The following is a 12,114-nucleotide window of genomic DNA, read 5'->3' on the forward strand; positions in this document are numbered from 1 at the left end:
ACGAACGGTCGCCCCCGCGTTCCTGCTAGGGGTGGATGACGATCGGACCTGAAACCGGACGGGCCGACGTGATCGGGTAGCTCGCCAGCTCGGCCGACCCGGCGTACGAGATCGCCGCGACCAGGCCGCGGCCCCCGCGCAGCAGGTAGCTTCCGGGCGCCACCGAGATCGAAGCCGAACCGCCCGCCGGAACGGCGAGAGTCACATCCGTGACGCCCTGGACGAGATGGAGGGTGATCGCCGTCTTGCCCGGATTGACCGCGGAGAGGATCGGCGAGGGCCCCGCCGCGACGGACACGGCCGTGTCATCGGTGAGCTCGGGGGCACTCGCGTACCAGGCGAAGTCCGAGCTCGGCGCGGAGCTGTCGCTCGCGACACCCACATCGCCCGGGGCATCCACGGCAGTCGAGACCCGCACGCCCGCGACGACCGGCTGGTCCGAGGTGATCACGACGGAGTACGTGCCGTCGGGGATCGAGACCTTTCCCGAGTCGGTGTCCGCCGCCGAATCCAGGCCGAGTTCGTTCACCTGGCCGGCCGCGACATCCGTCTGGAAGGAGAGGCCGTTGAACGTGGAGTCCTCGGGCACGAGGCTGACCTGCACCTTCGCCGCGCGGTCCCCCGGCACGGCGAGCCGTACGACGGAGGTGACGTCGTCCCAGTCGGGCAGCGCGAGCGCCTTGTTGACCCCCACCGCGTTGAGCACCCGGATGCCGGGGATCACCACACGCGTCGCGGGATCCGCCCCGCCGCCCACCAGGTCGACGCCCCCTGGATCGAGACCTCGCACGATCGACTGCTGCAGCGCGGCGACGACCCGGCCGCCGCGGGAGACGACGTGCACGACCGGCGAGACGACGTCGGGCGCGAACCCCGCGAGCGGGATGACCCGCTGCGCGCCCGCCTTCACGACGATGCCGGACATCCCGGGGGCGCTCACCGACCCGGTCGGGTCGAGGATCGTCACGGCCACGGTCGCGTCGACCGCGGACGGGTTGGCCACCGTGAGCAGGGTCGTGCGACCGACTGCGGTGGATCCCCCGACGAGCCAGATCGATCCGCTCGGCTCCGCGCAGGATGCCGCGGCGAGTCCGGTGAAGTCCGGTGTCGAGACCAGCTGCGATTGCGCCCCGGAGAGCGTCGCCCCCGTCGCCGGCGCGATCGTCAGCTCCTGAGGAGCCGAGCTGCCGCCGCCGGTCCTCGCATCGCTCTCGGCGAACGGCGCACGCCGGAGCGTCGACCCGATGCCGTCGGCCCGCACCGACGGCGCACCCAGCGACGACGGCACGCTCGCGTTCTGCCCGCTCACGTCGCCGAGCCGCAGCAGGGCGCCCGGGCAGACCCGCACCTGATCAGCCGGCTCGGGCGTCACCGTGACCGCGGGTGAGGTGTGGTGATGCGACGGCAGCGGCACGAGCCCGACGGCTCCCACCACGGCGACGGCCGCGACGATGCCGACCGTGCCAGCCACGACGCGCAGTCCCACGATCGCCGCGCGGCGAACCCGGCCCGGATGCCGCGGCATCCGCACGTCGTCGGGCCCGGACTCGCGTCCGTCCGTCTCCATCGCGGTCTCGGGCGGCTCTGCCGGCGGGGGAACCTCGTCGAACTCAGGCATTCTCATCCTCGTCGAAGGTGTCGGCGGGGTCTTCTCCCGGCAGCGCGACCTCGGTGACGACCCGACGGCGTCGCCCGGTCGGGATCGCCAGCAGCAGGGCGAGGCCGATCACGACGCCCTGCGCGACCAGGATGGCGGTGCTCGTGGCGCCGATGCTCTGCGCCGAGGTGCTCGCCGAGGTGAAGCCCGGCACCCGCCAGAGGGTTCCCACCGAGGTCTCGCCGACCGGCACCAGCGAGGCGGTGGAGTCGAGCGCCTCGGCGGCGCGCTGGCGCACCCCCTCGGAGCCCCCGCTCGCCTGGGGCAGCACCACGAATTCGATCTTGAAGCGCGACAGTGTCGCGCGCGGGTCGTATCCGCTGCGCGAGGCGAGGTTGCCGGCGAGCGTGGCGAGGGCGCGGGTCGACGCATCGGTCGTCACCCTCGTCGACCACAGGGTCGACGACTCGTCGAGGGTCGTCCCCGGCCCGCGATCGACGACCACGGCGAGCGAGCCGTCGTCCTGAGGCACGAGCACGAGCGTTCCGACCCCCGGATGCGCGGTCGCCTCGGCGGTCACCAGAGCCGGCAGCAACTGGCCGTCGCTCTTCGTGACGTTGCCCGTCCCGAGCACGGGGGCGATCAGCAGGGGCGCGACCGAGATCGTCGCGGTGACCAGCACCGCGATGCCGACGACGACGCGAGCGGCGCCGATGGCGTCGAGGGTCACGACCACCGCCGCCACGAGTCCGAGCCAATACAGGCTGAGGCCCGATCCGGGCCAGGGGGTCACGACATCGGCTCCCCCGGCCGCGATCCCCAGGTGCGCCGAGACGACCGCGGTGACCAGCCCGAGCAGCGCGACGATCATCGCCGGGATCGCGCGGCGCGACCCCGGCAGGAAGAGCGCGAGCAGGGCCATGGCTGCGAGCGGGGCGAGCAGCACCGCCGGGGCCAGCACCCCGAGGCCGCCCGGCAGACCGATCGCGGCGGCCAGCGCCGACCAGCCGTCGCTCGCCGAGCTCGGCAGCCCCAGCAGCAGCTGCCAGCCGGTGGGACGGGGGAAGGTCACCGAAGCGCCCGGGTCGGCGAGCAGCCCGAGCGGGTTCCCGCGCAACAGCTGCGCGACCACGAGCGGCGCGAACAGCGCGATCGCCGGAATCGGGATGCCGATCAGGCGCACGAAGCCGCGCGGGCGGGCGAACGCCCAACCGACGACCGCGAGCAGCAGCGCCGGAGTCAGCACGGGCGCGCACGCCGCCGTGGCGGCGAACAGCAGGGATGCCGCCGCGGCGGCACTCCACGATTTGGCGCCCTCGATCGCCGCGAGCACGAGCCACGGCAGCAGCAGGTGCGCCAGCACGGCCGCCGGCCGGCCATCGGCGAGAGCCGAGAGCAGAGGAGGGGCGAGCATCCACAGCAGGGCGGCCACCGCGGGCGGCCAGCGGTGCTCCGTGAAGCGGGTGGCGCACCACCAGGCCCCGAGAGCCGCAAGCGGCATGGCCGCGAGCCAGAGCAGCACGATCGAGAACGAGGTGTTCCAGGGCGTGAGCGAGCCGAGCAGCGCGAGCACCGCCGAGAACGGGTCGGACGGGCCGGTGAGATCGACGCCGATGTTGCGAACGCCCCAGGCCAGCCGGGACCAGAGTGCCCCGACGTCGCCGTCGAGCGGCAGCAGGGCCCCGCCGCTCAGCGCCGACGCGCCGATCAGGCGCCAGAACAGTCCGACGCCGATGACCGCCCCGATGAGGGTGACGGCGGCTCCTCCGCCGCCGAAGAACGCGGCGCGCACCAGGTCGGGCTCGGCGTTCTCGGCGCTCGCCCGGTCGCGCGCGACGGCCCGGAGTTCGCGCACGGCGTCACCCGGGATGCGCAGGGGCGCGATCGACGCCCAGCCGAGCGTGCGGTTGCGACGAAGGCGGGCCCGGGCCGGCGCGACGCTGCCGTCGAAGGCGACCCGGAATGCGGCGGCGAGCTCACCCGGGATCGCGCCGGGGCGTTTGCCCAGCAGCCGGCCGATCGATCGCAGCAGCGCGAGCGGCACGAGCGAGAGCCAGTGCACCGGCAGCGCGGCGGCGGGGGCGTAGACCATACGACGATGCAGCTGCGCGATGCGGGCGACCCGGATGCGTCCTCGCGACGAGAGCGGACGTCGCCGGCCCTGGTCCTCGGGCCGCACTCCGCGGGTGACGCGGGCGTCCGCGACGCGGATGACCCGAAAGCCGGCGAGCCGGGCCCTGATCGAGAAGTCGAGTCCGGCATCCACCCCAGGAAGCCCCGGATCGAAGCCTCCGAGGCGCTCCCAGACGGCGCGCTGCACCAGCATGCCGGTCGAGGTGACCCCGAGCACGTCGCCGTCCGCATCATGCTGGGCCTGATCGAGTTCGTCCTCGACGAGCCTCACCGTCGCTCCGAACCGCGACAGGCTCTCGCCGTACGAGCGGATCAGGGCGTGATCGTCGGGGTCGACGACCTTGGGCCCGGCGATCACGACCGAGGGCGCGACCTCGACCGCGGCCAGCAGTTCCGCCAGTGCGGTCGGCTCGGGCGCCGTGTCGGCGCTCAACAGCCACAGCCAGTCCGATCCCGACTCGGCCGGCGCGGCCGCCTGCAGGCCGAACGAGATCGCGGCGCCCATCGCGAGGTTCGGTGCCGACACGTACTGGGTCGGAGTGGCGGCCGCGAGCTGTTCCGCGCTCCCGTCGGTGGACGAGCAGTCGACGACGACGAGTGCGTCGGGCTTGCGGATCTGGGCGGCGAGCGCACGGAGGGTGCGGTCGAGCCAGGGTTCCCCGTTGCGCACGACGAGGATCGCGGTGACTCGCGGCTGCATCCCTCCGAGGCTAGGCGGCGGTCGGCACGGCGCGGCGCATGACACCCCGAAGGACGGAAGTCACAGGAAGCGGTTCGTCAGGCCGAGCGCGAGGCGCTGCCGCGAAGGCCAGAAATGGCCTTCGTTAGGCGGAGCGTGCGCGCCGGAGGCGACGGCGCTCGCGCTCCGAGAGGCCGCCCCAGATGCCGAAGCGCTCGTCGTTCTGCAGGGCGTACTCGAGGCACTGACCCTTGACCTCGCACGTGGTGCAGATCTTCTTGGCGTCGCGTGTCGAACCGCCCTTCTCGGGGAAGAAGGCCTCGGGGTCGGTCTGCGCACAGAGTGCGTCGGACTGCCAGGCGAGCGGATTGTCGATGCTCTCGGTGTCGGCGGGGCGCAGCCCGGGGATGCCGAGTCGCACCGGATCGACGAACCAGTCGCCGGGAACGGACGGACGATACTCGCTCCGCGTCATGGTCGACTCTCCCTCTAGCACTTTCTGGGTTCCGTCCCCCGACGGAGCACCGTGCCTGGGGGTAATTACACCGTTGTCATTACCCCCACGTCAAGTCGGGAATGTTAATTCTTTCGCCGGGCCCCGAGCAGTTACGACGCGCCGCCCGCTGCCATCCGCGCCTGCCATGCGCTGGACACCATCTGATCGAGTGTGTGACGCATGCGCCAGTCCAGGTCGCGCGCCGCCGTCTCGCCGCTCGCGACGATCCGGGGCGGGTCGCCGGCGCGGCGCGGCGCGATGATCGGGGTGAACTCGATCCCCGTCACCCGGGCGATCGCCGCCATGATCTGGGCGACCGAGACGCCGTCTCCGCTCCCCAGGTTGTAGGCCGCATCGAGCGGTTCGCCGGCATCGAGCCGACGCGCCGCCGCCACGTGCGACACGGCGAGGTCGGCGACGTGCAGATAGTCGCGCACGTTGGTTCCGTCCGGTGTCGGATAGTCGTCGCCGTTGATCTGCGGGGTCCTTCCGTCGAGCAGCGCGTCGAACACGAGCGGGAACAGGTTGTGCGGACTCGTGTCGTAGATCGATGGGTCGCCCGAGCCGACGACGTTGAAATAGCGCAGGGAGGTGTGCCGCAGGCCGGCCGCAACGCCCTGGTCGGCGAGCAGCCACTCCCCGATCAGCTTCGACTCGCCGTAGGGCGACTGCGGGTTCTTCGGCGTGCTCTCGGTGACGAGGTCGACGTCCGGGGTGCCGTAGACAGCGGCGCTCGACGAGAACACGATCCGGTCGACGCCGCGGTCCTGCATCGCAGCCAGCAGTGTGGCCGTGCCTGTCACGTTCTGCTCGTAGGTGTGGAGCGGGCGCTGCACCGAGACGCCGGCGTACTTGAAACCGGCCACGTGGATGACACCGGTCACGCCGTGCTCGTCGAAGGTCCGTGCCAGCAAGGCGCCGTCGAGGATGCTCCCGCGCACGAACGGTACGTGCGCCGGGACGAACTCGCGGTGGCCGCTCGACAGATCGTCGAGCACGACGGCCGAGAGATCCGAGTCGAGCAGGGCACGCACCACGTGGGCGCCGATATAGCCGGCCCCGCCGGTCACCAACCAAGTCATGCCCACCACGCTAGCGGGCGCCGCTCGGCGCTCAGATGCGCGACTTGGTCCGCACCCGGCGGTAGCCGTCGGTCGCGATCTCGCGAACGGCCATCACGATCGCACCGATCAGCCCGGCGATGACCAGCCCCGCCTCGATGAACTCCATGGCAGTAAATCTATGAGTGGCCACCGACAGCCAGAACTGGCATGATCGACACGTTCCGTCGATTTACTGCCAGGAGTGCGCATGCTCAAGAAGGTCGTCCTGATCGCGCTGCCCGAGGTGGCGCCGTTCGAGTTCGGCGTGGTCTGCGAGGTCTTCGGCATCGACCGGAGTGACAGCGGGGGGCCGACCTTCGATTTCACGATCGCGACCGCGCAGCCCGGCCCGGTGCGCACGAGCCTCGGCTACGACATGGTCATCGAGAACGACCTGTCGGCCGCCGCGGATGCCGACCTGATCGCGATACCGGCACACCACATCCGCGGCCATGCCGACGGCACCGATCCGCGCGTGCTGGAGGCGGTCCGCGCGGCGGAGGCACGCGGGGCCTGGGTGCTGAGCGTCTGCAGCGGTGCGTTCGTGCTCGCCGAGGCGGGCATTCTCGACGGCCGGAGGGCCACGACGCACTGGATGCACGTCGACCGGCTGCGTCGGCGCTATCCGGGCACCGAGGTGGACGCCGACGTGCTGTTCGTGCAGGACGGCAAGGTCGTCACGAGCGCAGGAACCGCCGCAGGCATCGACGCCGCGCTGCACATCGTGCGCTCGGAGCTCGGCGCGAGCGCCACCAACGTCATCGCGCGGCGCATGGTGGTGCCGCCCCAGCGCGACGGCGGCCAGTCGCAGTACATCGAGTCGCCGATCCCCGAGTGCCGCACGGATTCGCTCGCCGGCGTCACCGACTGGATGCTCGCCAACCTCGACCAGGATCTGACCGTCGACCAGCTCGCCCGCCGCGCACTGATGTCGCCGCGCACCTTCGCGCGCAAGTTCCGCGCCGAGTCGGGCACGACGCCCGCGGCCTGGCTCAACCGTCAACGGATGCTGCGCGCCCAGCAACTGCTCGAGCAGACCGACGAGGGCCTCGAGCAGATCGCACAGCTGACCGGCTTCGGAACGGCCGCCGTGATGCGGCACCACTTCGTCCGGGTGCTTCAGACGACGCCCACGAACTACCGGCGGGCGTTCGGGGCGCGAGTCGCGGGGTAGCGCGCGCTCTTTCCCTTCCGAATCGCCGACGCTCGACTCAAACGCCCCGGCCGGTCGAGGCCATGAACACGAGGCCGGAGCCGTGCAGCTGCAGTCGCGGCTCGTCCGCGACGTAGACGGCGCTGCCGCGGCTCAACTCGGGGCCTCCGGCGAGCGACACCGAACCGCTCGTGCACAACGCGATGGCAGGCCCGGCCAGTTCGATCGTGACACCGGCGGCCGCGGCATCCGGCGAGATGACGGTCAGCACGAAGTCGGGTACATCGGGGCGGAACACCCTCACGCCGGGCTGCGGCTCCTCGGCGTGCAGGTACGGCACGGGCAGCGGGCGGAAGTCGAGCACCTGCAGCAACTCGGGCACGTCGACGTGCTTGGGAGTGAGCCCACCGCGCAGCACGTTGTCCGACGCTGCCATGAGCTCGACGCCGAGACCGTGCAGATAGGCATGGATATTGCCGGCCGGCAGATACAGCACCTCGCCCGGCTTCAGGGCGACCGTGTGCAGCAGCAGCGAGATCGCGATGCCGGGGTCCCCGGGGAAGTCGTGGGCCAGCTGGCGCACGGTCTGCCACGAGAGCCCCTCGGCCGTCTCGGCCGCCTCGACGAGCGCCGCGACCAGCGCGTCGACGCCCGGCCCACGGGTGATCAACCACTCGAACACGTCTCGCAGCGACGAATCGTCGACCAGGCGGTCGAACAGCAGTGCGATCCGGGCGTCCCCGGCCACCGGCCGCAGCACCGCGCGGGTCTCGACGACCGGACGGAAGCCGCACAGCGCCCGGAAGTCGTCGCTCAGCGCGTAGATCAGCTCGGGCTTGTGGAAGGCGTCCTTGTAGTTGCGCTCCGAAGCATCGATCGGGATGCCGGCCGCGTTCTCGGCCGCGAATCCGGCCTCGGCCTGTTCGGGTGTCGGGTGCGCCTGCAGCGACAGCGAGGATGCGGCGGCCAGCACCTTCAGCAGGAACGGCAGCCGACCCGGCACGAGGTCGGCGAGCGTGCCCGCCCGCCCCACGAGCCGCGATGGCGACCCGGGGTGCGCCCCGAACCACAACTCCGCCTCGGGGCGGCCGGTCGGCGGCGTGCCGAGCAGGCCGGCGATGGCCGTCGTCGATCCCCAGGCGTAGTCGCGGGGCGTATTGGTGATTCCGATGAACATCTAGTGCGCTTTCACCAACTCGATCAGCAAGGTCGCCGATACCGGTTGGATTCCTCCCGCCAACGGGGTGATGGTCAGCGCGCTGATGCCGCCGATGGGGTTGCGGACCGTGATGATGTCTCCCGCCGCGGTCGCGTCGACAAGGGTACTGAGCGCGATCGACGAGGTTCCGGTCGCGCGACCGGTCACGGTGTACGGCAGCTCAACGCCATCGAGCGTCACGACGAGTTGGCCTGATTCGGTGACGGGCACCTGGAAGGTCACACGGTAGACCCCCGCCGTCGACAGGACGAACGCGGACGGAGAGATCCTGCTGGTGCCCGAGCTGGTCGTCGGGCCGTCCTGGGGGAACTGCACGTCCTGACCGGGAGCGACGGTGGCCGCGTTGTCGGGCGGCATCAGGGCGAAGAACAGAGCGGAGTCGCCCGAGCCGGGGGCTCCCGCGGCGCCGGTCGGCCCGATCGGGCCGGCCGGACCCGGCACCCCAGCCGGTCCCTGGGCGCCCACAGGACCCTGCGCGCCCGCCGGCCCTGGTGCACCCGCTCCAGCTCCAGCGGGCCCCTGCATTCCAGCGGGCCCCTGAGCTCCCGCAGGCCCCTGAGCCCCCGCTGGGCCTTGCACCCCCGCCGGTCCCTGCGCCCCCGCCGGGCCGGTCGCTCCGGTCGCCCCGGTCGCTGCGCATCCCACGAGGGGAAGCGCGAGAGCGACCACGATCGCGGTCAAGGTAAGCCTGTGTACGCGCCTCATAGCGCCCTCCTCGTCGACGAAATCGTCTCAGCCTAGGGCGCGAATGGTCCGGCGGACGCCAGGCTCAGCGCGATCACCGTCTAGCCTGAAAACATGAGTCGAACCGACACGTACCGGCGGTGGCTGGGCGTCGTGATGCTGTTCACTCTGATGGCGGGAGACACCTGGCGAAACCTGCTCAGCTGGTGGGGCTGGGGCGTGATCGCGGTCGTCCTGCTCGTGCTCGCAATCGTCGAACTCGTGCGCGCCCGGGTCGACCTGCGGCGGGTGCCACTGGCCGTGTACGCGTTCTTCGCGCTCATCACCCTCTCGCTGCTGTGGTCGGACTATCCGGGGGCGACCGCACTCGGCGTTCTCGGCACTCTGGCCACCGCGACCCTGGCCGTCTACCTCGCGACCGTCATCGACCTCGAGGCTTTCCTGCGCGCGTTCGGACTGGCGCTGCGCTGGCTTCTCGGGCTGTCCCTCCTCTTTGAGTTCGTGGTCGCGGCGTTCATTCGGCATCCGGTGCTGCCGCTCTGGGTCGATTACTCGCAGCTGAAGAAGATCCCGATGGCGTACTACTGGTCGCGCGATCTGCTGTTCCACGGCGGGCAGATCCAAGGCGTCCAGGGCAACTCGAACCTGCTCGCCCTCGCCGCGCTGTTCGCCCTCGTCGTGTTCGCCGTGCAATGGGTCGCCGGCACTGCCTCCAAGGCCTGGCTCGGATTCTGGGCCGTCATCGCCCTCATCACCCTGGCCCTGACCCGCTCGTCGACGGTCCTGCTGGCCCTCGCCGCAGTCGTGCTGGTCGGCGCATTCCTCGCGCTCGTGCGACGCACCTGGGGCACCCGGCGCCGGATCGTGTACGGCGGCGGCGCCGCCGCGGCGCTCGGGATCGCGGTGGTCGGGTTCGCCGCACGCGGGTCGATCCTCGACCTGCTCGGCAAGAGCAGCGACCTGACGCATCGCTCCGAGATCTGGAACCGGGTGATCGAGCTTGCTAACGAGCGCCCCGCGGCCGGCTGGGGCTGGGTGAGCTACTGGGCGCCGTGGGTCGAGCCGTTCCGGCACCTCGCGGTATTCAAGGGAGTCACCTACCTGCAGGCGCACGACGCCTGGCTCGACGTCTATCTCCAGCTGGGCGTCATCGGCCTCGTCGTGTTCGGCTGGCTCGTGCTGACGACGCTCGGCCGCTCGTGGCTGGTGGCGGTGGATGCCGGACCCCGCCCCGCGCGCCTGGTCGCCGTATTCCCGCTGCTGATCACGGTCGTGCTGATCGTGCACAGCATCGCCGAGAGCCGACTGCTGATCGAGATCGGGTTCACTCTGCTCGTCGTCGCCGCGATCCGCAGCGCGGAACGGGAACCGGCGCCGGATGCCTGAGCCGGCATCCTCCCCCCGGGCGCTCCTGATCGGCATGGCCGGTTCGGCCCGCCTCGCCCACGCTCTCGCCACCGTCGGGATCGGCCTGGCCGCCGGCGCCCTGTTTCTGCAGCGCACCCTCGGTTGGGCGGGTTTCCTCGCGGCGGTCGTCGTGGCGCTCGTGCTGATGCTGCTGTCGTATCTGGCCCGTCAGGACGAGATCGCCTGGCGCAGCCTGCTGCCGGTGTCGCTGCTGGTGTTCCTGGTCTGGGCCGCGGTCTCGCTGGTGTGGAGCGACTACAAGTGGGCGACGGTCGGCGGACTGGCTTACCTGCTGGCGTTCACCCTGATCGCGCTGTTCGTGGCGATTTCGCGCGACACGATCCAGATCGTCCGGGCCTTCGGCGACGTGCTGCGGGTCGCGCTGGGTGCCTCGCTCGGCATCGAGGTCTTCTCGGGCATCCTGATCGACGCCCCCCTCCCGTTCCTCGGTGTGCATGGGGCGCTCGGCACGCTCGGCCCCATCTCGGGCATCGAACCGTCACGCGATCAACTCGGCCTCGTCGCGATCATCGGCGCGATCAGCTTCGCCACCGAGCACCGCACCCGCTCGGTCCCGCGGCTCGTGTCGGTGCTCTCGCTCATCCTGGCCGGCCTCTGCATCGTGCTGACCCAGTCCCCGGTGATCGCCTTCGCCACGATCGTGGTCGGCATCGCCGCCGCCGTGATCTACGGGGTGCGCCGGGTCCGCCCGGAACGACGGCAGGCCTGGCAGTTCGCGGTTCTCGGCCTCGCCGTCGCGGCATCGGTGCTGCTCTGGGTCTTCCGTTCACCCGTGATCACCCTGTTCAACGCCTCGGGCACCCTCGACTTCCGCATCGACCTCTGGCGCCGGGTCATCGACTTGGCGACCCTCAACGGCCTGCAGGGCTGGGGCTGGGTCGGTCCGTGGCGCACCGAGATCTTCCCGTTCTCGGTGCTCAACACCGCGGTGCGCCCGACGGATTCGGCCCTCAACGCCTTCCTCGACATCTGGTTGCAGCTCGGCGCGGTCGGCGTCGTGATCTTCCTCGGGATGGTGGGGCTCGCCTTCAGCCGCTCCTGGCTGCTCGCGGGCGCGCGACGCAGCGTGGTCTACGCCTGGCCCGCGGCGGCGCTGGTCGCCCTGATCATCGTGTCGCTCGCCGAGAGCTCGATCCTCAGCGAGTTCGGCTGGATGACCTTCGTCATCTGCTGCACGAAGGCGTCGCAGGAGTTGTCGTGGCGGAGTGCGCTGCGGTCGGCCTCGAACGCAACTCACTTGCCCCCCGAGCGTCGCTGAGGTCTGTCTTGGAGCATGTCGATTAGAGAAAAGAAACGACTTCTGACTCTCGACATTCAGTCGCGCTTCCCCGGCATTCACCCCAACAACAGTGAGCTGACCTCGTTGGTCCACGCAAATTCGTCGACGCTCGGGCTGGCTAGCTGTAGTGCCCAGGGACGTTGTTTGATCTGGGTTTCGTGATGTGACGAGGACCTCCTCGGCAGAGTGGAGCTGCTACCACTTCGCTCTGACCCGAGGAGGTCCTCGTGTCTCACGGTAATGCGGCGTTGACGCCGCGGCATCGGCTTCGTCTTGCCCGGCAGGTGGTTGATGAGGGGTGGTCGATCTCGGCTGCTGCTGCTTACTTCCGGGTGTCGTATCC

The 12,114-nt window shown here is 70.8% G+C and carries 9 protein-coding genes and 1 pseudogene; 4 read left to right on the forward strand and 6 right to left on the reverse strand.

Annotated features, from left to right (window positions below; all coding sequences use genetic code 11):
• Window positions 1–25 precede the first annotated feature (25 nt).
• The 4 genes from ACFPJ4_RS14085 to galE all read right to left on the reverse strand — a co-directional run bounded on the left by ACFPJ4_RS14085 (window position 26) and on the right by galE (window position 5,987).
• Window positions 26–1,618, reverse strand: a complete 1,593-nt coding sequence (locus tag ACFPJ4_RS14085; protein WP_386741084.1) for a DUF5719 family protein — start codon at window positions 1,616–1,618, stop codon at window positions 26–28.
• Entirely contained in the window at window positions 1,611–4,430 is a 2,820-nt protein-coding gene (locus tag ACFPJ4_RS14090; protein WP_386741085.1) for a glycosyltransferase family 2 protein, read from the reverse strand. Before ACFPJ4_RS14090 ends, ACFPJ4_RS14085 begins: the two co-directional genes overlap by 8 nt.
• Before the next feature lie 124 nt (window positions 4,431–4,554).
• Window positions 4,555–4,884 (reverse strand): WhiB family transcriptional regulator, encoded by a 330-nt coding sequence (locus ACFPJ4_RS14095; RefSeq protein WP_386741086.1) that lies wholly within the window; start codon window positions 4,882–4,884, stop codon window positions 4,555–4,557.
• 131 nt (window positions 4,885–5,015) lie between these two features.
• On the reverse strand, window positions 5,016–5,987 hold the full coding sequence (galE, locus tag ACFPJ4_RS14100) for a UDP-glucose 4-epimerase GalE (RefSeq protein ID WP_386741087.1): 972 nt from the start codon (window positions 5,985–5,987) through the stop codon (window positions 5,016–5,018).
• Window positions 5,988–6,216: 229 nt separating this feature from the next.
• Here galE and ACFPJ4_RS14105 point away from each other — a divergent pair, with 229 nt between their 5' ends.
• Window positions 6,217–7,182 (forward strand): GlxA family transcriptional regulator, encoded by a 966-nt coding sequence (locus tag ACFPJ4_RS14105; RefSeq protein ID WP_386741088.1) that lies wholly within the window; start codon window positions 6,217–6,219, stop codon window positions 7,180–7,182.
• 37 nt (window positions 7,183–7,219) lie between these two features.
• On the opposite strand, the gene manA is transcribed toward ACFPJ4_RS14105, so the two are convergent.
• Both manA and ACFPJ4_RS14115 read right to left on the reverse strand, forming a co-directional pair.
• Entirely contained in the window at window positions 7,220–8,338 is a 1,119-nt protein-coding gene (gene manA / locus ACFPJ4_RS14110; RefSeq protein ID WP_386741089.1) for a mannose-6-phosphate isomerase, class I, read from the reverse strand.
• A complete protein-coding gene (locus tag ACFPJ4_RS14115; RefSeq protein ID WP_386741090.1) occupies window positions 8,339–8,821 on the reverse strand; it encodes a hypothetical protein in 483 nt (160 codons plus the stop codon).
• A gap of 357 nt (window positions 8,822–9,178) precedes the next feature.
• On the opposite strand from ACFPJ4_RS14115, the gene ACFPJ4_RS14120 reads away from it, so the two are divergent.
• The 3 genes and pseudogenes from ACFPJ4_RS14120 to ACFPJ4_RS14130 form a co-directional block, all read left to right on the forward strand.
• The gene (locus ACFPJ4_RS14120; protein ID WP_386741091.1) at window positions 9,179–10,450 is read left to right on the forward strand and encodes an O-antigen ligase family protein; all 1,272 of its coding nucleotides are present in this window, start codon (window positions 9,179–9,181) and stop codon (window positions 10,448–10,450) included.
• Window positions 10,443–11,750, forward strand: coding sequence for an O-antigen ligase family protein (locus tag ACFPJ4_RS14125; protein ID WP_386741092.1), 1,308 nt, complete (start codon window positions 10,443–10,445; stop codon window positions 11,748–11,750). The genes ACFPJ4_RS14120 and ACFPJ4_RS14125 overlap by 8 nt, the downstream gene beginning before the upstream one ends.
• Before the next feature lie 248 nt (window positions 11,751–11,998).
• Window positions 11,999–12,114: pseudogene (locus tag ACFPJ4_RS14130) on the forward strand (IS481 family transposase); the annotation flags it as partial.

The sequence above is a fragment of the Lysinimonas soli genome, assembly GCF_042655435.1.
In the GTDB taxonomy this organism is placed as follows: domain Bacteria; phylum Actinomycetota; class Actinomycetes; order Actinomycetales; family Microbacteriaceae; genus Lysinimonas; species Lysinimonas soli.

What these genes read in the sequence shown, in the direction of transcription:
- ACFPJ4_RS14125 (WP_386741092.1), top strand. Translation starts at nt 10,443, where the DNA reads ATGCCTGAGCCGGCATCCTCCCCCCGGGCGCTCCTGATCGGCATGGCC.
- galE (WP_386741087.1), bottom strand. Translation starts at nt 5,987, where the DNA reads ATGACTTGGTTGGTGACCGGCGGGGCCGGCTATATCGGCGCCCACGTG.
- ACFPJ4_RS14090 (WP_386741085.1), bottom strand. Translation starts at nt 4,430, where the DNA reads ATGCAGCCGCGAGTCACCGCGATCCTCGTCGTGCGCAACGGGGAACCC.
- ACFPJ4_RS14085 (WP_386741084.1), bottom strand. Translation starts at nt 1,618, where the DNA reads ATGCCTGAGTTCGACGAGGTTCCCCCGCCGGCAGAGCCGCCCGAGACC.
- manA (WP_386741089.1), bottom strand. Translation starts at nt 8,338, where the DNA reads ATGTTCATCGGAATCACCAATACGCCCCGCGACTACGCCTGGGGATCG.
- ACFPJ4_RS14105 (WP_386741088.1), top strand. Translation starts at nt 6,217, where the DNA reads ATGCTCAAGAAGGTCGTCCTGATCGCGCTGCCCGAGGTGGCGCCGTTC.
- ACFPJ4_RS14120 (WP_386741091.1), top strand. Translation starts at nt 9,179, where the DNA reads ATGAGTCGAACCGACACGTACCGGCGGTGGCTGGGCGTCGTGATGCTG.
- ACFPJ4_RS14095 (WP_386741086.1), bottom strand. Translation starts at nt 4,884, where the DNA reads ATGACGCGGAGCGAGTATCGTCCGTCCGTTCCCGGCGACTGGTTCGTC.